Genomic DNA, 20667 nt, shown 5'->3' with positions numbered 1-20667 from the left:
GGGCTTCAGACCGCGACGGGAAGCTCGGCGAGGCGCCATTCGAGCATGCCGTCGGCGAGTCGCCGGGCTGTTCGTCCGCGGGCGGTGAGCAGGCGGACGGCGTCGTGGGAGAGCACGCAGAAGGCACCGCGGCAGTACGCCACGATCTCCTGGTCGGCGGGGAGTTCGGCGAGCCGGTCCGCGAGTTCGTTCAACGGGATCGACACGGCACCGGGGATGTGGCCGGCGGCGAACTCCTCGGTGGGACGTACGTCGATCACAGTCGCGCGGCCTGATCGGACGCGATCGAGGAGGTCCTCGCGGCTGACCGCGTCCGTGTCGTCGCCGAGATAGGCCTCGCGCGCGCTGCGAACGTCCGGCAACCGGTCGTCTGCCACGGTGCGCAGGAGCGCGAACAACTCGGCGACGTCGTCTCCGGCCAGCCGGTAGAAGATCTTCGTGCCCTCGCGCCGGGTGGCCACGAGGTTGGCCTGCTTGAGGGTCTGCAGGTGCGCCGACGCGGTGGTCAGGCCGAGTCCCGCCGACTTGGCGAGTGCGTCCACCGTCCGCTCGCTCTGGGAGAGCAGGTCGAGCAGCTCCAGCCGCTTGCCGCTCGCGAGGGCCTTGCCGACGCGCGCGAACTGGTCGAACAACGCCGTCTTCGCGTCCCGGTCAGGCATGGTTCTCCAATCATCTTTGGAATAGTGTAGAACACCGAGAGGAGGCGATGACCATGCCCGACGTGGTGCCGCTCGTCGACGAAGGACTGGGGAACTCCGCGTATCTGGTCGACCTGGGGGATGGCCGGGCGTTGGTGGTCGACGTGAGCCTCGACCTGAGGGAGATCGACCGAGTCGCACAGCGACGCGGTCTAACCGTGGCGTTCGCCGCCGATACCCACCTGCACGCCGACTTCCTGTCCGGCGCCCGCCAACTGTCGGCGACCGAGGGCACCCGCGTGCTCGCCTCCGCGGCCGGACACCGCGAGTTCGCGCACAGCGGGCTGCGTGACGGCGACGACGTCGACCTCGGTGGCTTACGCCTTCGTGCGTTGGGCACCCCTGGCCACACCGACGAGCACCTGTCGTTCCTGCTGCTCGACGGCGATCGGCCGCTCGGAGCGTTCACCGGCGGCTCGCTGATCGTCGGTGCCGCTGCCCGCACGGATCTCGTCTCACCCGACCGGACGGAGGAACTCGCTCGCGCCCAGTACGCGTCGCTGCGACGGCTCGCCGAACTGCCCGACGACGTGGCGGTCTGGCCCACGCACGGCGCCGGATCGTTCTGCTCCGCCCCACCCGGCTCCGACCGCACCAGCACGATCGGCAAGGAGAAGACCACGAACCCGTTGCTGCGCGCGGCCGATGAGGACAGCTTCGTCAAGGAGCTGCTCGCTTCGCTCGGCAGCTATCCGCCCTACTTCCGGCGGCTGGGCGAGCTCAACCGCCGGGGCGTTCTCTCAGGGACACCCGGCTTGCCGCCGCTGGATGCTGCGGCAGTTCGGCGGCTTCTGGCCGGCGGCGCTCGATTGGTCGACGTGCGGCCGCTCGGCGAGTTCGCGGCCGGGCACGTGCCCGGTGCGCTCTCGATTCCGCTGCGGCCAGCATTCGCGTCCTGGCTCGGCTGGCTGGCGCCGCACGACCGACCGCTGGTCGTGGTGCGTGGCGCCGACCAGGATCCCGCGGAGATCGCCTGGCAGGCGGCCAAGATCGGCTACCTCGACCTCGCGGGCGAACTCGCCGGAGGGATGGATGCGTGGACGGCCGCCGAACTTCAAACGGCCACAACCAGGTTGGTGGGCCCGGACCAAGTCAGCGGACCGGTCCTGGACATCCGGCAGAAACCCGAGTTCGCCTCCGGCCACCTGCCAGGAGCACAGCACATCGAACTCGGCGACCTACCCAGCCGCGTCGACGAAGTCCCACAGGAGTCGCTGGTCGTGATGTGCGGCCACGGGGAGCGTGCGATGGGTGCCGCCAGCCTCCTCGAACAGGCGGGACACCGGGACGTCTCCGTCCTCGCCGGCGGGCCTCAGGACTGGGCCGACGCGACCGGCGGACGCCTGGACAGCGGCCGGTGAGCCTCCAACTCGGCCTGCGCGCCAACCTCGCCCAATTCAGCCTGCTCGTCGCGGTCAACGCACTGGTCGGCGGTGTGCTTGGACAGGAACGCGCGGTGCTGCCGCTGCTGGCCAAGGACGAGTTCGGCCTGACCGGCTACACGTTCGTGCTCACCTACGTGGTCGCGTTCGGTCTGACCAAGGCCACCACCAACTACTTCGCGGGCACCTGGTCCGACCGCTTCGGCCGCCGCCCGGTGCTGCTGGCCGGGTGGCTGGCCGCGATCCCCGTGCCGCTGATGCTGATCTGGGCACCGTCGTGGGGCTGGGTCGTCGCGGCCAACGTGCTGCTCGGCGTCAACCAGGGCCTGACCTGGTCCACCACCGTGATCATGAAGATCGACCTGGCCGGACCGTCCCGCCGTGGCCTCGCGATGGGCCTCAACGAAGCCGCCGGCTACATCGCCGTCGCGGTCACCGCGCTCGCCACCGGCTACCTCGCCGCACGGTACGGGCTGCGCCCGGCACCGTTCCTGCTCGGACTGTCCTATGTGGTCATCGGTATCGGATTGACCGTCTTCGCCGTGCGGGAGACCCGAGAACATGCCCGGTTCGAAGCGACGCACCATCCTGTTGCCGCCGAAGAGATACCGAGCGATCGGGAGATCTTCACCCGCACGAGCCTGCGGGAGCCCGCGCTGTCGGCGGCGAGCCAGGCAGGGATGGTGAACAACCTCAACGACGGTCTGGCGTGGGGCCTGTTCCCGATCCTGTTCGCCACCGCCGGCCTGTCGGTCGCCAAGATCGGTGTCCTGGCCGCTGTCTACCCGGCCGTGTGGGGTCTGGGGCAGTTGGTCACCGGCCCGCTGTCGGACCGCTGGGGCCGCAAACACCTGATCACCGCGGGCATGCTCATCCAGGCCGCCGCGCTCGCACTCGTCGCGCTCGCCGACACCTTCACGATGTGGCTGGTCGCGGCCGTGCTGCTGGGCGCGGGCACCGCGATGGTCTACCCGACCCTGTTGGCGACGATCGGCGACGTCGCACACCCGGCCTGGCGCGCGCGAGCCGTCGGCGTCTACCGGCTCTGGCGCGACGGCGGCTTCGCCGTGGGCGCCCTGCTCGGCGGCATCGTCGCCGACCTATGGGGCCTGCGCGCCGCGGTGTGGGTGGTCGCCGCACTCACCGCACTGTCCGGAATCGTGGTCGCCGTACGCATGTATGAAACCCACTCCAACAGGAAGGTCAGCGCGTGACCGTCCCCCGTGGACTTCTCGACGGACCGATCTACCTCGACTACAACGCCACCACACCGATCGACCCGGCGGTGACCGAGTCGATGCTGCCGTACCTGACCGCTGAGTTCGGCAACCCGTCCAGCACGCACCACTACGGCCGAGAGTCCCGCATCGCGCTAGACCGCGCCCGCGATCAGGTCGCCGCGCTCCTCGGCACCTCAGCTGAGCGGATCGTGTTCACCGGGTCCGGCTCCGAGGCCGACAACCTCGCCATCCGCGGCACCGTGCTCGCCTCCGGCGTGGGCCGGCCGCATGTGATCACCCAACCCACCGAGCATCCCGCGGTGCTGCAGGCCTGCGAGGCGTTGCGCCGCTGGCACAACGCGGAGGTCACGTTGCTGCCCGTCGACGGCTGCGGTCTGGTCGACCCAGCCGATCTCGCCGCGGCGATCAACCCACGCACTGTTCTCGTATCCGTCATGGCGGCGAACAACGAAACCGGTGCCCTGCAACCGATCGACGAACTGGCCCGCGTCTCCCGCGAGTACGGCGTGGTGTTCCACACCGATTCCGCGCAGGCGATCGGCAAGATCCCGTTCGACGCGACCGAGGTCGATCTCGTGACTGTGGTGGGGCACAAGATGTACGCCCCCAAGGGAATCGGCGCCCTGTGCATCTGGCCCGGTGTACCGCTGGAACCGCTGGTGTACGGCGGAGGCCAGGAACACGGCCTGCGGGCCGGCACCGAGAACGTAGCACTCGCCGTCGCACTCGGCACCGCCGCCGAGCTCGCCGCGAAAGACCTCGCCTCGGCTGGTCACGACCGCGTCCGTGCACTGCGGGACCACCTGCACGACCTCCTCGCCACCGCCCTGCCGGGCCGAGTCCACCTCAACGGTCCCGAGACGGCGCGGTTGCCCAACACCCTCAACATCAGCATCGACGGCATCGCCGGGCACGAGCTGCTCGGCGTCACAACCGCAATCGCCGCTTCCACCGGCTCGGCCTGTCACAGCGGAGACCACCAGCCCTCGCCCGTGCTCACCGCCATGGGCATGACCGCCAGCCGCGGCCTGAGCGCACTGCGGTTGTCGCTCGGCAGGTGGAGCACAGCGGAGCAGATCGACCAAGCTGCACACCACATCGTCTCCGCCGCCAGCTGACACCACAGAATTGCCGGCTTGCCTGGCGACACGGTTGGTGGCAAACGAATCTCACTTCCGCTGTGAGTGACAATCGAGAGGTGAACACCTCAACAAGCGTGGCCTGGAGGACTGGGATCAGCGTTGTGAGCTGCTGCTGGAGGACGCGTTCGTCGGGGGGATGAGCGGCGGACCGCTGAGCGAGTTCCAGGAGATCGCGCCAGAGCATCCGTGGGGCAAGGAGCCGGACAAGGGAGTGCCGGCAAGGCTGACCTTGAAGCAGAGGTTCCTGCGTGACCTGATGCAGAGCGCCGAGCTTCTGGGAACGTTCCTGGTCGTCCAGGCCAAGCGGAAGTCTCCGCTGGTGCGGCTCGGCGTGTTCCGCACGCCGCAACTCGGGACCGCGAACATCGCCCAACTGCTGCTCGGCGGTGCGTGGATCCCGATGTGGTTCTTCCTCAACCTCTACCTGCAGCAGGTGCTCGGTCTGGGCGCCTTCGCCAGCGGTTCGGCGCTGCTGCCGATGACGACCGCGATCATGGTGCTGAGGTGGTCGTGGCGCCGCGGCTCACCGCGCGGTTCGGCGTCAAGTCGATGGCGGTCACCGGGCTCGTCGTGCTCGCCGCCGGCCTGAGATGGCTGGCACTGGTGCGCCCGGACGGCAACTACCGGGTGGACGTACTGCCCGCGTCGCTCGTGGCTGCCACCGGCATGGCCCTGGCGTTCATTCCCTCGCTGGGCACCGCCATCTCCAGCGCTCGCCCGGAGGAAGGCGGCCTCGCGTCGGGCATCGTCAACACCAGCTACCAGATCGGGTCCGCGCTCGGCCTGGCCGCGATGACCGCACTGGCCGCCTCCTACGGCGCTGGCCAGCTCGGTGACGCCAACGCCCTGACCAGCGGCGTGTCCGCCGCGTTCATCGGTGCCGCCGGCATCGCCGTAGCGGGAGCGCTCATCGCGGGCGCAACGCTATGCGGCCGTCGTTCGGTGGTCCAAGCCGCTGAACGTGAGCCGGCCACGTCTGGCACGTCCACCGGTTGTCGCCCGCCTGGATCCAGGCGGGCGACAACTTCGCTCTGTGGGAGTACTTGATGTGACGGCTGCACACCCTTGGGCTGGACGCGGCCGTGCTGATCCACGTGACGATTGAGGGGTTTGCTCGTCGGGGTCCACGGCAGGACGCCTTTGCGTCGCGCGCTGAACCCACGCCGCCGTATCAGCGGGTGGCGTGCTGGCCGTGGTCGCTGACTTGGGCGTCGAACCAGGTGTGCAGGGCGGTGCGGAGTCCGGCGTCGCCGGTGGTGTAGGTGGCGCGTGCTCCGTCAGGGGTGGCTTCGTAGGCGATGGTGATTTCCCCGCCGTGGGCGCGAAGCTCCTCCAGGCCGGGCATGTCGTTGCCGTGAATGCGGCCGGGATCGGTGAAGTCGCCGCGCCGGAAGCGGTCCACCTCCGCGGTCAGGTGCTCCTGGATGAGGGTGACCTGGGTGGTGTCCTGCGGGTCGTCGGCGACCACGGTCTGCACCCCGCCGGTGTCGGTCTTGGCGAACCGGTGGGTGGTGCGTTCCAGGTCGAACGGCATGACGGACGCGCCCCGCTCGGCGACCTCGGCCTGCCGGTCTGAGGTCTTTGGTGCCGGCGCCGACGGGTTGCCACCGCAGCCGCTGCTCAGCACACCGATGGCGGCTGCGGCCACCAGAAGCAGGGCACGACGCACTCGACGGTGTTCAGGACGGTTCAACGGTGGCCTCCGCAAGTATCTGCAGCGCGCGCACTACGGCGCCGCGTTGGTCGTCGGGTACGCGATCGAGCAGGGCGGTCAACCGATTCCGGCGGGCGTCTGCCTGTCCGGCGGCTGCGGTGGCACCTGTATCGGTGAGCACCAACAGAACGCCGCGGCCGTCGTCGTCGGCCGCTTCCCGGTGCACCCAACCCCGACCGACCAGGTTGGTGACCAGGCGGCTGACGGTGCTCTTCTCCAACCGCAACCGGCGAGCGAGCTCCACCTGACGGATCTGCCCTTCCCGGGCGACTTCCACCATGGCGTGCGCTTCCGATACCGGCAGCGACTGCCCGCACGGAGTCCGGTCAGGCTGATGAAGGCCGAAGTTGCGGACGAACCGCATCAAGGCCTCCTGCGCCGCGTCTACGTCCTCACCCTGCATGGTTCGACAGTACAACCAGATGGTTCGATGCTGCAACCAGTTAAGGTCGGCATCCGAATCCGGCGCATGGGCGGTGGGGCCGTCGGTTGCAGATGTTGGCGCCGGATCCGGTGACGGCGCCGTGGGTGCGGTGGATATTCGTCGAACGTGCCCGCGGTGGATCGTGCGGACTGTGGCGATGACTCTGGAGAACCCGCGCTACACCGGCCGACAGGTATGGAACCGAAGCAGCACAACCGGTCACGGGCTTGGCGGACGTGCCGGCGGCCGTGGCTCGGGAGCGCTGGGGTTGAACCCGGTCAGCGAGTGGGAGGTGTCCGAGCGGATCGCGCACGAGCCACTCGTGGATGACGAGACGTTCGTCGCCGTTCGGGGCTTGCGGGTGGCGATGCCTGCCAAGGACGGCGAGGTCCGACATTACCTACTGGCTGGGCTGATCGTGTGTGGGTTGTGTGGCCGTCGGATGGACGGGCACTGGGTTCATGGGCGAGCTGGCTATCGATGCCGGCATGGCTTCACCAGCGCCAAGCGACGTTGCGATGGCCAGCCGCGGAACCTCTACGTCCGAGAAGACCGCCTGCTTGAGGCGCTGCCACCCCTACTGGGGCGGACCTCGGGACCTGTGGAAGTAGGTGTGGGCGAAGACCTGGTCGATCAAGTCCGGGAGCAACACCTGCAGATTTACTACGACGGCCAGCGTCTTGAAATTCGACCCGCACCACTAACGTTGAAAACTGTGGAGACTGCCCGTCGCCCAGTTCAGCCGACGCTTGCGTTGGACTGGTGTGACGACATGAAAGTCGCTGAAATATGAATTGCCCCACGGGATCTAGTGAATCCCGTGGGGCAAGAGAATGTCCGTGGGGCTTGACCCCCAACGTGTAGCGCGCGTGCGCAGGTTTGTGTTCATGCACTATTGGATAGCTCGTACCTAGTATAGAGGGCTAGTCGACACTGGTGAATCTTTCGGACTGATCTGTATCGACTGGAGTAAGAATTTCGCGGCGGCCTGTTCGACCGCGCTGATCTGGAATCAGGCCCATCTGCGCCAGGCGCTGCGTGAGTAATAGCGGCAGTGCAGCGAGCAACGAGCCCGCCGATCGCCCGCTGGCGCGCCACCCCCTGCAGGGTCGGCCTCAGCCTGGCGAACCCGCCCAGATCGAACGCCTCATCATAGACCGACATGATCTTCCCGGACGAGTCATCCACGAGTATCGCCATGTGCCTTGACCTGTATGGACGTAGTTTTCGGCACGCACAGGTTTACGTCTTGTACGAGCAAGGCGCCTTTCGGCGCCTGGGTCGCGGTTAGCTAGTTCAGAGGGGGATGGCCGCGACCACTAGCCGGACTCGTTCCTGTTCGATCCGTCTGTGACCGGGCCGCGCTGTGCGGTGGCGGCGTGGCGGCGTCGGGTCACAATGGACCGATGGCGATGACCGGTCCGCTTGAGCGGGGGCGCGCGGCCTTCGCGGAGCGCTGGTGGGGTGTCGCGTGTACCGAGTTGGCGGCTGTGGACGCCGCCACGCCGCTGGATCTGGACGATCTGGAGTTGTTCGCGCTCGCCGCGTACTTGTCGGGTCAGGACGAGGTCTGCACGCGGGTGTGGACGCGTGCTCACCGTGGGGCTCTCGTGCGGGGCGATCGGCGGCGTGCCGCGCGTCATGCCGTGCTGATCGGTGCGGGTCTGATGTTCCGGGGTGAGGGCGCGCCGGCGATGGGGTGGTTCGCCCGCTGCGCGCGGGTGCTCGAAGGCTGTGGCGAGTGCGCGGAAGGAGCGTGGTTGCGCACGTGGCAGGCGTTCGCGCAGATGTGGGGTGGAGACCCTGCGGGGGCGGAGTCGGTTTTCGCCGACAGTGTCGGGGCCGGTGAGGGCTTTGGTGATCTCGATCTGGTGACGATGTCGCGTCTTGGTGAGGGCATGTGCCGGGTCCTGCGGGGGCAGGGGCCGGCGGGTGTTGTTGTGCTGGACGAGGTCATGGCCGGGGTGATCGCCGGTGAGGTGTCGCCGATGTATGCCGGGATGGTGTACTGCACGGTGATCGCGGCCTGCGCCGACCTGTTCGACCTGCGTCGCGCGCGGGAGTGGACCGCAGCACTCACGCGCTGGTGTGACGCCCAGCCCGAACTTGTCCCGTTCCGGGGCAACTGTTTGGTTCACCGGTGCGAGCTGATGCAGCTGCAGGGCGCGTGGCGCGACGCGCAGGAGGCTGCCGAGCAGGCCTGCGACCTGCTGTCCGGCCCGGTCAGCTGGGACACGCTCGGCTCGGCGTACTACCAGCTCGGTGAGCTGCAGCGGCTGCGCGGGGAGTTCACGGCGGCTGAGGAGAGCTACCGGAAGGCCGACGAGGCCGGCCGCCCGCCCGAGCCGGGGCTTGCTCTGCTCAGACTGGCGCAGGGGCGGCTCGACGTGGCGTCCACGGTGATCCGTCGGGTGGCAGCGGAAAGCGAGGATCCGCCGTTGCGGTCGCGCGTGCTGCCCGCGTACGTGGAGATCATGATCGCCGCTGGCGATCTGCCATCGGCGCGTGCGGCTGCCGATGAGCTCACCCGGCTCGCTGCGGCGTTCGACGCTGCGTACCTGGACGCGGTGGCGGCCTCGGCGGTCGGCGCGGTCTTGCTCGCCGAGGGTGACCCAGGGGCGGCGTTGCGGAAGCTCCGCCGCGCTGCCTCGGTGTGGCGTGAGCTGGACGCTCCCCGGGAGACCGCACGCGTCCGGGTGCTCCTCGGGCTGGCCTGCCGCGCGCTCGACGACACCGAGACGTCCACCATGGAACTCCGCGGTGCGCGGACCGTTTTCGAACGACTCGGGGCCACACCGGACATCGAGCGGCTCGACGCGCTGACCAGGCAGCCACACGAGCCAGCCCCCGACGGCCTGACCGGGCGGGAGGTGGAAGTGCTGCGGCTGATCGCGACCGGCAGAACGAACCGCGCGATCGCGAGCACTCTCGGGCTCTCGGAGAAGACCGTCGCCCGCCATGTGAGCAACTGCTTCAGCAAGATCGGTGTGGCGTCCCGCGCGGCCGCTACTGCCTACGCCTACGAACACGCCCTGGTCTGAAATACCCACGCCCTCAGGAGCCGAGTGGGTAGTCCGTTCGAAGCGGACCGGCCGTTTCCGTCCCTAACGTCCCAGGTCGAGGGGACAAAGGGATAAGGAGCCGGTGATGACCGACTTGCATGAGACCACGCAGCACGCTGAGCACGTCGCCCCCGTCGAAGCGTGGGACGCGATCGCGGCGCAGTACGACGAGCACGTCGCACCCGGTGAAGCCGACCTGGCCCAGGCCGGGCTGCGGCTCGCCGGCCTCCGGGAAGGCGACACGTTCCTCGACGTCGCCGCCGGAACCGGCGGACTGAGCCTGCCTGCGGCACGGCTCGGCGCCACCGTGGTGGCGACCGACTGGTCACCCAGGATGATCGAACACTGCACCGCGAGGGCCACCGCCGAGGGGCTGGACGTCGACGGCCGGGTGATGGACTGTCACCACCTCGACCTCCCCGACGACACCTACGACGTCACCGGCTCGCAGTTCGGCGTCATGCTCGTCCCCGGCCAGGCGACCGCGCTGCGGGAGATGGTCCGGGTGACCAAGCCGGGCGGGCGGGTGCTCCTCATCGCCTACGGCAACCCCGGCGAGTTCGAGGCACTGCACTTCTTCGTCGCGGCGGTGCAGGCGGTCGTGCCTGCCTTCGAAGGCCCTTCTGAGGACGAGCCGCTGCTCGAGTTCCAGGTCGCGGACCCGGACGTCTTGCACCGGCGACTCACCGACGCCGGTCTCAAGAACGTCACCGTGGACACCAGCCACCAGGAACGGATCCACGTGCGGACCGGGCAGCAGCTGTGGGACTGGTGCCTCGGCGGCAACCCTGTCCCCGGTGCCCTCGTCGCCGACCTCACGGACCAACAGCGTGCGGACATCGTCCAGGTCCTCGACGGCATGATCCGCGAACGGTCCACCAGCGGCCCTGCCGTGCTCTCCGCGCCCCTGAACATCGGCGTGGGCACGAAATAGTCCGCACCGCTTCGAAGCCCTTTCCCCGAAGATGCAGAGAAGCAGGTAGAGGCGAATCTCCACCTGCTTCTCCGGAGCACGCTGCGCGGCTCTAGCTCGCCAGGCGCGGTCTCCGGCCTGCTGCGGGATGTCGAGCGGGCGGTCACGTGGGGCATTGAAACGCTGTTGATGGCATCAGCGATGGTCTGAGCAAGAGATCGGGGGCGGTCCGGGAGTGCCCCATGAAGTTGAAGCAGGAAAGTCGCATGTTGAAGGCCAAGGCAGTCGCATCGCTGGTGTCCGCGGTGGAAGCCTTCAACTCACCTGCTGAACTGGGGCGTGCGTCCAAGGTGCTGCTGCTCATGCAGCATGCCTTCGAGATGTTGCTCAAGTCGGCATTGGTGCAGAGCGGTGAAAAGAAGATCTTCGACCCGGTGACGGGCAGGTCGATCGGCTTTGAGCGGTGCCTCGGCCTGTCCATGGCCAGCACGATGGTCAAGCTGTCCGATGCGGACGCTGGCACGTTGCGCGCGATAGATGCGATGCGTGACGACGAACAGCATTGGTGGAACATCGTTCCCGAGCAGCTGTTGTACCTGCACTGCCGAGCGGCCATCACTTTGTTCGACGACCTGCTTCAGCGGGTCTTCAAGGAGCCCTTGAGCAGCCACCTTCCGAACCGGGTCTTACCGCTGTCCGTCGATCCGCCTCGCGAACTGAACGTTCTGCTGGACGAGGAGTACAACCAGATCGCTGCGCTGCTGCAGCCAGGTCGACGGGCTGGCCATGACGCACGCGCTCGCATCAGGACGCTCCTGGCGATGGAGGCCCACGTCCAGGCCGACGTTCGTGTGTCCAGGAAAGACGTCGAGCGAGTCGCACGTGGCATGAGGGACGGCGAGACGCGAGATCGTGTGTTTCCCAGGCTGGACGAGATCGCGACTGCGGTCGACGGCTCTGGCGTTACGCTCAAGGTTCACTTCACCACGAACGAAGGCCCGGGCGTTCGCTACGTGTCCGATGAGGACACTCCGGCTGCAGCGGTCAGGCAGATTGATCTGCAGCGCACCTTCCACCGGTCCGCCACCGAACTCGCCGAGGCGCTCGATCTCACGGTGCCGATGTGCAAGGCGCTTCGCGATCACTTGGGGATCGACGATGATCCGACCTGCAGGCATGACTTCGTGTTCAGGTCTCAGCGGCATCGGTGCTACTCGGACAAAGCCTTCACCTTGATGCGGTCGGCGATCCGGGAAGTTGACCTCTCCGATGTTTGGACTGCGCATAAGCCATCGGGCCGTGCAGCAACGAAAGGATCGTGTTCGCTGGCGGGATGTCGTGCCGCCGCCTGAACACCCCGACATGAGGTGATGACCATGCTCGACCTGTCTTCGCTGTCTAACCTCCCCACGACCACGGGAGCGGCGCCGTGGCCCGGACACGAGTACGCGAAGGGGTGGGGCGTGTTCGGTCTGCCGTTCGACTCCGGTCACGTGCTTGCTCTGCGGGCGTTCGCGGAAAGCGACTTCGGCCCGTATCGCTCGATCTGGCACCGCGACCCCGGTGGCGACTGGTCGATCTACGTCGACGGCCCGCGACTCGACGCGGCGTGCCCTCGCTACTACGGTCCCGCCTGCAGTCGAACCGCACATGCCCGTATCGAGGTCACCTGGACCGGCAAGGCTTCCCTCCGGGTCACCATGAACACCCCGGCGTTGGACTGGACGCTCACTGCCCGCTCGACGCCAATCCTGGACGTTCTGAACGTCCTCAGTGGAGCGATGCCGCTCGCTACCTGGCGGCCACCGCTGTTGGTGCATGCCCGCGAGCGCATGGCTCAGGCGCTGGGCATGGGGAAGCTCAAGATGGCGGGCGTCATGCCCAGTGGTCACAACGGCAAACTCATGCCTGAGCGGATGTACCTCGTCGATGAATCCCGCGCGACGCTCGACGGCATCGACCTCGGAACTCCGGTTCGATTGAAGGACAACCCGACGATCGGCGGCGTCGCCCTGCCCGCCCGTGGAGTCCTCGCCATCGGTCAATCGACCTGGGAGATCCTCGATCCGGTCGAACACGACCGCACTCAGCGGCAGATCAGCGGTTCCACGTCACCGGAAGGGCCATGAGTCCACCCGTCAGTACGTCGCGGCGGATCGTCAGATTCTTCACGGGCACTGCCAGGCGCATGGTCGGGAAGCGCTGGATCAGCTGGGAGAATACGGCTTGCAGTTCCATGCGGGCCAGCGGAGCGCCGATGCAGTAGTGGAGGCCGTGCCCGAAAGTGAGGTGGGCGGCGGCTTTGCGGGTGATGTCGACTCGGTCCGGCTCGGTGAATACAGTCGGGTCGTGGTTGGCGGCGCCGTTGTCGAGCAGGACGAGGTCGCCGAGGCGGATCTTGACGCCGTCGATCTCGATGTCGGTGCGGGCGTAACGGGGGATTCCGCCACCGCCCTTGCCAGGTGCGCGAAGGACTTCCTCGACGGCGTTCGGGATGAGGCCGGGGTTGTCGCGCAGGGCGTTCCACTGGTCGGGGGTGGGCCAGCAGGAGCAACGCGCCCAAGCCGATCTGAACGACCGTCGTCTCGTGACCGGCGAACAGCAGGGCCATGGACACCATGGCGGCCTCCTCGGGTGGAAACGCCCAAGGTCGCGCACAACCGGGAGATCACGTCGTCAGCGGGCTCACGTCGTTTCGCTTCAACGAGGCGCATGCCGTAGCCGAAGAGGTTGCCGAGGCCCTGCTCCGAGATGGTCCTGTCGGTGATGTTCGCGGCGGCCTCGGTCCACGCGCGGAACTGGCCGCGGTCGTCGTAGGGCACACCGAGAAGTTCGCAGATCACCAGGATCTGGAGCGGGAGTGCGACCGCTGCGTGCAGGTCGGCTGGCGCTTCTGATCCGGCCTGTGGGGTGCCAGAACTCCGCAGTCACACGCTGAGCTGCGGTGATCAGGTTCTGTCGTCCTGCAGGCATGATCGCGGGCGTGGCGCCGCGACTGCTGTACCTCGTCCTTGTTCTGCTCGGCCGGTCCTCGACGGCCAAGGGCGTCGAGTTGTTGGTGTTGCGGCATGAGGTTGCGGTGTTGCGTCGAGGTCAGCGGCATCCTCGATTGGATTGGGCTGATCGTGCGGTGCTGGCCGCGTTGGTGAGGCAGTTACCAGTGTGGCTGCGATAGCACCGGTTGGTGTCCCCAGACACCGTGCTGCGGTGGCATCGACGCCTAGTCGCCAAGAAATGGACCTACCCGAACCGGGCTGGGCGACCGCGGATCGATGAGACCGTAGTGGCGGGCAGGTCGCGCTGGCCTTCCGGATGCTGGACGAACCTGAGGCCAAGCCGGCGTTGCAGCGCTCTGACAGTGTGGTGGCCCTGATCGCGTCTGATTCGTTCCGTTGGTTCCTGCCCGCAAGGATGCGTCGCTTTGCGACTCGGTTACCTGACGCAATGCCGCCGCATGACCGAGTGACTACTTGCTGCCTCTATCTGACGATCCAGGTTTCGTCTACGACGCCGGGCAGGAAACTCCGGACACGGATCCCCTCGGCAGGCTGAGCCGGCGAGTCTGTCGCAGCCTGCTCCGCGCGGCGCTCCTCGGCCACATCAGAACCGTCCGCCTGGCTGACCAGTCCTGTGTCCTCTGAGGCGGGTTCCTGCTCCGTCATCGCTACTCCTCAAGTAGGGGGACACCAGTGTCGCGAACAGGGCCTCTACCGCCAACAGATGTAGTGCCGGGACACCCAATCGGGTTAGAGCGAGCGACCGCCGGACCAGCCAGTAGATCCTGTGGGGTGCCAGAACTCCGCACACATGCGTTGAGCTGCGGTGGATAGGCTCTGTTGTTCGGTCGGCATGATCGTGGGCGTGGCACTGCGACTGCCGTACCTCATCTTCGTCCAGCTAGGTGGCTGGCTGGTTGTGCTCGGCCGGTCGTCGGCGGCCAAGGACGTTGAGTTGCTGGTGTTGCGGCATGAGGTCGCGGTGTTGCGTCGGGGTCAGCGCCGTCCGCGGTGGGATTGGGCTGATCGTGCGGTGCTGACCGCGTTGGTGCGGTGACTACCTGCCTGGTTGCGGGGTCACCGGTTGGTGTCTCCGGGCACCGTGCTGCGGTGGCGCCGGCGCCTGGTCGCCAAGAAGTGGACCTACCCGAACCGGAGTGGTCGCCCGCGGGTCGATGAGACCGTAGTGGCGTTGGTCGAGCGTATGGCGCGGTAGAACACGGGCTGGGGTTACCGGCGTATCCAAGGTGAGCTGCTCAAGCTCGGCCACCGGACGGCCGAGTCGACGGTTCGTCGTGTGCTGAAGCGGCTTCGGATTCCGCCGTCGCCGACTCGACTCCGACACGTCGTGGCGGCGCTTGCTGCGTGCTCAAGCGGAGACCGTGCTGGCGTGCGACTTCTTCCATGTCGACTGCGCGGTGACGTTGAAGCGGGTGTACGTGTTCTTCGTGGTGGAGGTCGGCACCCGCTACGTCCATGTTCTCGGGACCACCTCTAACCCTGACGGGCCGTGGACCACTCAGCAGGCTCGCAACCTCCTTATGACGCTTGACGATCGGGCGAACGACTTTCGATTCCTGGTCCGTGACAGGGCGGGCCAGTTCACGGCGTCGTTCGATTCGGTCCTCGCCGATGCCGGGATGGACGTGGTGAAAATCGCGCCGCAGTGTCCGCGGGCGAACTGCTAAGCCGAACGGTTTGTCGGCACTATCGGACGAGCTCACCGACCGGCTGCTCATCATCGGCGAGCATCACCTGAAGTCGGTGTTGAACCGCTATATGTCCCATTACAACCATCGGCGACCACGCCGAGCGCGGCACCACGCTCCACCGCGACCTGATCATCCGGTCGCAGAGTCGGCCTGTAGATCCGTACGTCGTCGGCGAGCGCTCGGCGGCTTGATCAACGAGTGCGAGCCTGTAGCGGCTTGATGCGCAGTTCAGGCCTATCGAGCCGCGTTTTGGTGAGGTCAGAACGACGACTCCGGTGGTTGGCCGTCCACGAGCCAGTGTCCCAGTGCCGTGCGCGGCGAGGTGATCAGATCGCCACGAGTAGAGGACAAACCCTGACCGGTACTTGCGAAACAGTGTTCTTGTCGCCGGAAGTCGTCGGGGACAAGAACTACTCGTGAAGGATCGGGACATCGTGTCGCTCACCGCTGTCGCTCACCTGAACTTCTACGGCGAGGCTCGTGCGGTACTTCAGTCCTGCCTGTCGGTGTTCGGCGGGGAACTCGCCATCGCCTCCTACGGCGACTTCGGCATGTCGGCCGACCGCTTCGGGGTCACCTGGATCGTCGATGTCGCCGCCCAGCAGACCTGGGCCTGATTCCTTTCGTCAGCGTGCGGCCGGGCCACCGGCCGTACGTCAGCCGTGTCAACGCAGGAGAAAAGTCATGCGAACTCGCCCGCTCGGCCGCACCGGCATCCAGGTCAGCCCCTACGCACTGGGCACGATGCTGCTCAACTCGTACGGCAATCCCGACCAGGACGAGTGCATCCGCATCGTGCACCGTGCCCTTGACGCCGGCATCAACTTCGTCGACACCGCCGACGTTTACGGTCCCAACGGAGAATCGGAGGCGATCCTCGGCAAGGCCCTGCGTGGCCGCCGCGACGAGGTCGTACTGGCTACCAAGTTCAACGGCCCCATGGGCGCAGACCCCAATCAGCGCGGCAACTCCCGCCGCTGGATCGTCTCCGCCGTCGAGGGATCGCTGCGTCGTCTCGGGGTCGACCACATCGACCTCTACCAGGTCCACCACCCCGAACCCGGCACCGACGTCGAAGAAACACTCGCCGCGTTGACCGATCTGTTGCGCGCGGGCAAGATCCGTGCCATCGGACACTCCAACCTGCCCGCTACGGAGATCGTCGAGGCCCAGTGGGCGGCCGAGCGGCGCGGGCTGGCCCGCTTCCGCTCGGAGCAGCCGCACTACTCGATTCTCAACCGAGGGATCGAACGCGAGGTCCTTCCGGTGTGCGAGCGCTACGGACTGGGCGTCATGGTGTGGAGCCCGCTGGCGATGGGCCTGCTCGGAGGCCGCCTGCGCAAGGGCAACGCCGAGACCGCCTCGGCCGGCCGCCTGCACTGGGCAGGGAAGCACTTGACCGATGAACGCAAACTCGATGCCGTAGAAGCACTTGCACAGGTCGCGGAGGAGGCTGGAGTGTCGTTGCCCCATCTGGCCCTCGCCTTCGTGACCGCCCATCCCGCGGTCACTTCCGCGATCATCGGTCCCCGCACCCTGGAACAGCTCGACGACCTGATCGCGGGAGCCGACACCCTGCTCAGCGACGACGTGCTCGACCGCATCGACGAGATCGTGCCGCCGGGTAGCGACGTCGGACCGATGGACGTGGTCTACGTAACCCCGTCGGTCGCCCGACCGGATCTCCGCCGCCGCACCGTCGACACCCGCGCCGCACGGCAACGGTCTCAGCAGTGACGGACATGGCGTTGCTGGTGCCCGCGCACCCGCACACGTGATGACATCCAGATCCTGGCCAACGCCCAGTCGTGCTCCTGCGCGGGCGGTTCGGCTCTCGACCGATGTCGGGAAGCGGACCACCCACGCAGGATGCCCGCCGACAACCTCCCCACAGCACCGCTGCGGACAGCAGCGCGGACACAAACGCAAAGGTGAAGACCCATGTTCGCCGTTCTCTCCGAGATCAACTGGATCGCCGTCGTCGTGTCCACGGTCGCGCTCGCCGGCCTGGGCGCCGGTTACTTTATGTTCGCCATTCCTCGGCAGTACGCCAGCGCTCTCGGTCGCGAGAACGCCCCGGCCCCCGAGAGGCGCACCATCGACGGGGTTGGCCCGCTGGTGTGCACCGTGGTCAACGTGCTCACCAGCGCGCTGCTGTTCGCCGCGCTGGGCATCACCTCCGTGGGTGACGCGCTCGTGTTCGGTGTGATCGTCGGTGCCGGCTATCTCGTTGCGATGACCTTCAACATCGCGATCAACCCGAACTTTCCGCACCCGCTGCGCTACGGCCTGCTCAACGCTCCTTACTTCATTGTCGGCAGCATTGTCACCAGCCTCGCCCTGGTCTTGATCTGACACCGTGAGCAGGTCGGCCCCACGCCGTCCACACAGGACGGACCGGTGGGCGTCCTCAGCTCCGGCGATCATGGACACGAAGAACCGGTTCCGAGGGCCGCCACGACCACGCGCATCGTCGCGGGACGGATGACAGGAACAACTGATGCCTCTGAAGATCGATGTCGAACAGCGCCGGGCTCGCCTCGGTGTCCGCCACCACCTGGCCGTGGCCGCGACCACGGCCAGCGAAGCAATCGCGGGCGTTGTCGCGCTGCACGCCACCGATCCCGCGACGGTCTACCTCTCGGCGGCCGCACGGCTCGGACGGCCGGGGGGTCCGGACGTCGAACGCGCGCTGTACCAGGAGCGCACCGGCTTGCGGCTGCTCGGTATGCGCCGCACGGTGTTCGTGACAGACCTCGAGACCGCGGCTCTGGTGCAGCACGGCTGCTCCGCGGACGTCGCGGCGAGGCATCGGCGGCTGCTGGAGAAGGAACTCGGACAGCAGGGATACCCGGAGAACGTGCCGGAACCGGCGACGTGGCTGGCCGAGGTCGAAACCGCGGTCGAGGCCGCGCTGCACAGCCTCGGATCGGCGACGGCGACGCAACTGGCTGGCGCGGAGCCACGGCTGCGCCAGCGACTGCAGATGTACAAGGGCAAGCCGTACGAGGTGATCAGCAACGTCACCAGCCGGGTGTTGTTCCAACTGGCCGCAGACGGCCGGATCGTCCGCGGCCGCCCACGCGGCACATGGCTGAGCACGCAGTACGTCTGGCACCCCTTGCGGGAGTGGATCCCGGACGGTCTGAAGTCGTGGGAGCCCGACGCGGCGAGGACAGAGCTGGCGCGGTTGTGGTTGCGCGCGTACGGCCCGGCACCGGTGTCGGACCTGCGGTGGTGGATGGGCTGGACGATCGGCCAGACCAGAAAAGCCCTGGCCGGGGTGGCGACGGTGGAGGTCGATCTGGACGGTGTGACAGGGCTGGTGTTGGCCGACGACCTGGAACCGGTGGACTCGCCGGAGCCGTGGGCGGCGTTGCTGCCGAGCCTGGACCCGACGTCGATGGGCTGGCAGGACCGCGGCTGGTTCCTGGGCGAGCACCAGGAGGCGCTGTTCGACCGCGCGGGCAACATCGGCCCGACGGTCTGGGTGAACGGCCGCATCGTGGGCGGCTGGGCCCAGCGCGCGACCAGCGAGGTCGTGCACCGGCTGCTGGAGAACGTGTCGTCGCAGGAACAGAAGCTGGTGGATGAGGCAGTCGGCCACTGCACGACATGGTTGGGCGGGACCCGCGTGATACCGCGGATGCGCACTCCGCTGGAGCGCGAACTGGCGACGTGATGGTCAAGGAAGGACCGCCCGCAGGATGGCGCGAAGATCCGAGGCACGGTGAAGCTCGTGTCGTCCGACCCACTATGAGGCTCGTGTAAGACTCGGCTGACGTTGCGACACTTCCAGAATTGTCGGGACCAACGCACAGTGCTTGGGTAGCCGCGCCCCGCACGTCGGTCGGTTTGCCGGAGTGGGTCTATTTCGCGGCGTTCGTGATTGGAGCGTGTCCCAGAGGTGGCCGCTCGCCAAGGTTCTGTTGGGCTGTTCGGCTGAAGGTGGTTCGAGTTGCCGTCACGGCGACGTCGGTCGGAGGGTCTCGGTTTTGACCGAGGGAGCTGACTGTGGCCACGCTGACGAACGCCGAACTGGTTGCCGCGTTTACCCGGCGTCGCCGTCCAGCGGCACCGCCTGAGGAGCCTGGTCTTCGCTTTGCGTTCTACGGGCGGATGTCGACGAGCGTGTTTCAGGATGTGCAGACGTCTCGTGCGTGGCAGTGCGCCGTGTCGGAGGAGCTGATCGACGGCGTTGGTTCGGTCGTTGCGGAATTTTTCGACGTGGGTGTGTCGCGACGCTGGCCGTGGGAGGACCGTCCCGAAGCGGCGGCGTTGCTGGCCGCAGCAGCGGCCCCAGGTCGTTCCTTCGACGCGGTGGTCGTGGGGGGTACGAGCGGGCGTTTTACGGCGGTCAGTTCCGCGAGGTTGTGTCGGGGCTGAACGCGCTGGGTGTTGCGGTGTGGTTGCCGGAAGCCGGCGGCCCAGTGGAACTCGGGAGCCCGGTGCATGAGGCGTTGATGGTGTTGTTGGGTGCGCAGGCGCAGCGTGAGGTGGCGAGGGCGCGGCAGCGGGTGCTGGCGGCGATGCGGGCGCAGACGCGTGTACAGGGCCGGTTTCTGGGTGGCCGTCCGCCGTATGGGTATCGGCTTGTTGATGGTGGTCGGCATCCGAATCCGGTGCATGGGCGGTGGGTTGCCGGGTGCAGATGTTGGCGCCAGATCCGGTGAGGGCGCCGTGGGTGCGGTGGATGTTTACCGAGCGTGCTCGCGGGCGGACGGTGGCGTCGTTGGCACGAGAGCTCAACGAGCGTGGCGTGGTGTGCCCCTTGGGTGCCGACCCCGAGCGAAATGCGCACAGATCGGGGGAGCGGTGGATCGTCCGGACCGTGGCGATGATCTTGGAGAACCCGCGCTACACCGGCCGACAGGTGTGGAACCGATCCAGCACGACCGGCCACGGTTCAGGCGGACGTGCTGGCGGCCGCGGTTCAGGAGTGCTGCGGTACAACCCGGTCAGCGAGTGGGAGGTGTCCGAGCGAATCGCCCACGAGCCACTCGTCGATGACGAGACCTTCGTCGCCGTTCAGGGGATGCGGGTGGCGAGGCCTGCCAAGGACGGCGAGGCTCGGCGCTATCTGCTGGCTGGCCTCGTCGTATGTGGACTTTGTGGTCGGCGAATGGACGGGCACTGGGTTCATGGGCGAGCTGGCTATTGATGCCGGCATGGCTTCACCAGCGCCAAGCGGCGTTCCGACGGTGAACCGCGGAACTCCTATGTCCGAGAAGACCACCTGCTCAAGGCACTGCCGCATCTGCTCGTGCGGACCGCTGAACCCGTACAAGAAGGTGTGGGCGAGGAGTTGGTCGATCAAGTCCGCGAGCAACGCCTGCAGATTCACTATGACGACCAGCGTCTTGAAGTTCGATCCGCACCACTA

General features: G+C 67.3%; 21 protein-coding genes and 1 pseudogene. 18 read left to right on the top strand and 4 right to left on the bottom strand.

What is annotated here, in order from left to right; genetic code table 11:
• Positions 1–5: 5 nt before the first annotated feature.
• Positions 6–659 (bottom strand): ArsR/SmtB family transcription factor, encoded by a 654-nt coding sequence (locus BM417_RS41430; protein WP_093605601.1) that lies wholly within the window; start codon positions 657–659, stop codon positions 6–8.
• A gap of 47 nt (positions 660–706) precedes the next feature.
• Between BM417_RS41430 and BM417_RS41425 the strand changes: the two genes are divergently transcribed.
• From BM417_RS41425 to BM417_RS41410, 4 genes and pseudogenes are all read left to right on the top strand, one after another.
• Positions 707–2059, top strand: a complete 1353-nt coding sequence (locus BM417_RS41425) for an MBL fold metallo-hydrolase (RefSeq protein WP_093605600.1) — start codon at positions 707–709, stop codon at positions 2057–2059.
• Positions 2056–3294, top strand: coding sequence for an MFS transporter (locus tag BM417_RS41420; RefSeq protein WP_093605599.1), 1239 nt, complete (start codon positions 2056–2058; stop codon positions 3292–3294). The genes BM417_RS41425 and BM417_RS41420 overlap by 4 nt, the downstream gene beginning before the upstream one ends.
• Positions 3291–4439 carry a cysteine desulfurase family protein gene (locus BM417_RS41415; RefSeq protein WP_093605598.1) on the top strand — a complete coding sequence of 383 codons (1149 nt, stop codon included), beginning with the start codon at positions 3291–3293 and terminating at the stop codon, positions 4437–4439. The genes BM417_RS41420 and BM417_RS41415 overlap by 4 nt, the downstream gene beginning before the upstream one ends.
• A gap of 196 nt (positions 4440–4635) precedes the next feature.
• Positions 4636–5510: pseudogene (locus BM417_RS41410) on the top strand (MFS transporter); the annotation flags it as partial.
• 124 nt (positions 5511–5634) lie between these two features.
• Here the strand turns inward: BM417_RS41410 and BM417_RS41405 are convergent.
• Together BM417_RS41405 and BM417_RS41400 are read right to left on the bottom strand one after the other, a co-directional pair.
• Positions 5635–6111: an aspartate carbamoyltransferase gene (locus tag BM417_RS41405; protein WP_143139037.1), complete on the bottom strand. Its 477-nt coding sequence runs from the start codon at positions 6109–6111 to the stop codon at positions 5635–5637.
• Between the two features lie 31 nt (positions 6112–6142).
• The gene (locus tag BM417_RS41400; protein ID WP_093605596.1) at positions 6143–6580 is read right to left on the bottom strand and encodes a MarR family winged helix-turn-helix transcriptional regulator; all 438 of its coding nucleotides are present in this window, start codon (positions 6578–6580) and stop codon (positions 6143–6145) included.
• Between BM417_RS41400 and BM417_RS41395 the strand changes: the two genes are divergently transcribed.
• The 5 genes from BM417_RS41395 (at position 6579) to BM417_RS41375 (ending at position 12705) form a co-directional block, all read left to right on the top strand.
• Positions 6579–7394, top strand: a complete 816-nt coding sequence (locus BM417_RS41395) for a recombinase zinc beta ribbon domain-containing protein (RefSeq protein WP_093605595.1) — start codon at positions 6579–6581, stop codon at positions 7392–7394. The two genes, BM417_RS41400 and BM417_RS41395, sit on opposite strands and share 2 nt — an antisense overlap.
• Before the next feature lie 619 nt (positions 7395–8013).
• Positions 8014–9642, top strand: coding sequence for a LuxR family transcriptional regulator (locus tag BM417_RS41390; protein WP_218164725.1), 1629 nt, complete (start codon positions 8014–8016; stop codon positions 9640–9642).
• A gap of 106 nt (positions 9643–9748) precedes the next feature.
• Positions 9749–10597: a class I SAM-dependent methyltransferase gene (locus tag BM417_RS41385; protein WP_093605593.1), complete on the top strand. Its 849-nt coding sequence runs from the start codon at positions 9749–9751 to the stop codon at positions 10595–10597.
• Positions 10598–10818: 221 nt separating this feature from the next.
• Positions 10819–11928, top strand: a complete 1110-nt coding sequence (locus BM417_RS41380; protein ID WP_177320904.1) for a DUF3644 domain-containing protein — start codon at positions 10819–10821, stop codon at positions 11926–11928.
• Positions 11929–11952: 24 nt separating this feature from the next.
• Positions 11953–12705: a hypothetical protein gene (locus tag BM417_RS41375; protein WP_218164724.1), complete on the top strand. Its 753-nt coding sequence runs from the start codon at positions 11953–11955 to the stop codon at positions 12703–12705.
• Here BM417_RS41375 and BM417_RS41370 read toward each other — a convergent pair.
• Complete coding sequence (locus BM417_RS41370; protein ID WP_245822679.1) at positions 12674–13234, bottom strand: cytochrome P450; 561 nt, start codon at positions 13232–13234, stop codon at positions 12674–12676. The two genes, BM417_RS41375 and BM417_RS41370, sit on opposite strands and share 32 nt — an antisense overlap.
• Here BM417_RS41370 and BM417_RS49610 point away from each other — a divergent pair.
• From BM417_RS49610 to BM417_RS50415, 9 genes are all read left to right on the top strand, one after another.
• Positions 13186–13473, top strand: coding sequence for a hypothetical protein (locus BM417_RS49610; protein ID WP_245822699.1), 288 nt, complete (start codon positions 13186–13188; stop codon positions 13471–13473). The two genes, BM417_RS41370 and BM417_RS49610, sit on opposite strands and share 49 nt — an antisense overlap.
• A gap of 964 nt (positions 13474–14437) precedes the next feature.
• A complete protein-coding gene (locus tag BM417_RS49605; protein WP_245822677.1) occupies positions 14438–14629 on the top strand; it encodes a hypothetical protein in 192 nt (63 codons plus the stop codon).
• 301 nt (positions 14630–14930) lie between these two features.
• Complete coding sequence (locus BM417_RS49600) at positions 14931–15260, top strand: integrase catalytic domain-containing protein (RefSeq protein WP_245822675.1); 330 nt, start codon at positions 14931–14933, stop codon at positions 15258–15260.
• Between the two features lie 440 nt (positions 15261–15700).
• On the top strand, positions 15701–15901 hold the full coding sequence (locus BM417_RS41350; RefSeq protein WP_093605591.1) for a hypothetical protein: 201 nt from the start codon (positions 15701–15703) through the stop codon (positions 15899–15901).
• Positions 15902–15968: 67 nt separating this feature from the next.
• A complete protein-coding gene (locus BM417_RS41345) occupies positions 15969–17021 on the top strand; it encodes an aldo/keto reductase (protein ID WP_093605590.1) in 1053 nt (350 codons plus the stop codon).
• A gap of 204 nt (positions 17022–17225) precedes the next feature.
• Positions 17226–17639 (top strand): DUF1761 domain-containing protein, encoded by a 414-nt coding sequence (locus BM417_RS41340; protein ID WP_093605589.1) that lies wholly within the window; start codon positions 17226–17228, stop codon positions 17637–17639.
• A gap of 145 nt (positions 17640–17784) precedes the next feature.
• Positions 17785–18966 (top strand): winged helix DNA-binding domain-containing protein, encoded by a 1182-nt coding sequence (locus BM417_RS41335; RefSeq protein WP_093605588.1) that lies wholly within the window; start codon positions 17785–17787, stop codon positions 18964–18966.
• A gap of 332 nt (positions 18967–19298) precedes the next feature.
• The gene (locus BM417_RS41330) at positions 19299–19670 is read left to right on the top strand and encodes a hypothetical protein (protein WP_143139036.1); all 372 of its coding nucleotides are present in this window, start codon (positions 19299–19301) and stop codon (positions 19668–19670) included.
• Positions 19671–19935: 265 nt separating this feature from the next.
• The gene (locus BM417_RS50415) at positions 19936–20445 is read left to right on the top strand and encodes a recombinase family protein (protein WP_407656212.1); all 510 of its coding nucleotides are present in this window, start codon (positions 19936–19938) and stop codon (positions 20443–20445) included.
• The last annotated feature ends 222 nt before the right edge of the window (positions 20446–20667 follow it).

The organism is Lentzea waywayandensis (genome assembly GCF_900115955.1).
In the GTDB taxonomy this organism is placed as follows: domain Bacteria; phylum Actinomycetota; class Actinomycetes; order Mycobacteriales; family Pseudonocardiaceae; genus Lentzea; species Lentzea waywayandensis.
The sequence above is the reverse complement of the archived record's forward strand: the minus strand, read 5'-3'. Positions and strand labels throughout refer to the sequence as shown.

Excerpts from the sequence above, each read along its gene's own strand:
- BM417_RS41380 (WP_177320904.1), top strand. The coding sequence starts at position 10,819 with ATGAAGTTGAAGCAGGAAAGTCGCATGTTGAAGGCCAAGGCAGTCGCA.
- BM417_RS41340 (WP_093605589.1), top strand. The coding sequence starts at position 17,226 with ATGTTCGCCGTTCTCTCCGAGATCAACTGGATCGCCGTCGTCGTGTCC.
- BM417_RS41385 (WP_093605593.1), top strand. The coding sequence starts at position 9,749 with ATGACCGACTTGCATGAGACCACGCAGCACGCTGAGCACGTCGCCCCC.
- BM417_RS41425 (WP_093605600.1), top strand. The coding sequence starts at position 707 with ATGACCATGCCCGACGTGGTGCCGCTCGTCGACGAAGGACTGGGGAAC.
- BM417_RS41395 (WP_093605595.1), top strand. The coding sequence starts at position 6,579 with ATGGTTCGACAGTACAACCAGATGGTTCGATGCTGCAACCAGTTAAGG.
- BM417_RS50415 (WP_407656212.1), top strand. The coding sequence starts at position 19,936 with ATGTTGGCGCCAGATCCGGTGAGGGCGCCGTGGGTGCGGTGGATGTTT.
- BM417_RS49610 (WP_245822699.1), top strand. The coding sequence starts at position 13,186 with ATGGACACCATGGCGGCCTCCTCGGGTGGAAACGCCCAAGGTCGCGCA.
- BM417_RS41400 (WP_093605596.1), bottom strand. The coding sequence starts at position 6,580 with ATGCAGGGTGAGGACGTAGACGCGGCGCAGGAGGCCTTGATGCGGTTC.
- BM417_RS41375 (WP_218164724.1), top strand. The coding sequence starts at position 11,953 with ATGCTCGACCTGTCTTCGCTGTCTAACCTCCCCACGACCACGGGAGCG.
- BM417_RS41345 (WP_093605590.1), top strand. The coding sequence starts at position 15,969 with ATGCGAACTCGCCCGCTCGGCCGCACCGGCATCCAGGTCAGCCCCTAC.
- BM417_RS41390 (WP_218164725.1), top strand. The coding sequence starts at position 8,014 with ATGACCGGTCCGCTTGAGCGGGGGCGCGCGGCCTTCGCGGAGCGCTGG.
- BM417_RS41430 (WP_093605601.1), bottom strand. The coding sequence starts at position 659 with ATGCCTGACCGGGACGCGAAGACGGCGTTGTTCGACCAGTTCGCGCGC.
- BM417_RS41335 (WP_093605588.1), top strand. The coding sequence starts at position 17,785 with ATGCCTCTGAAGATCGATGTCGAACAGCGCCGGGCTCGCCTCGGTGTC.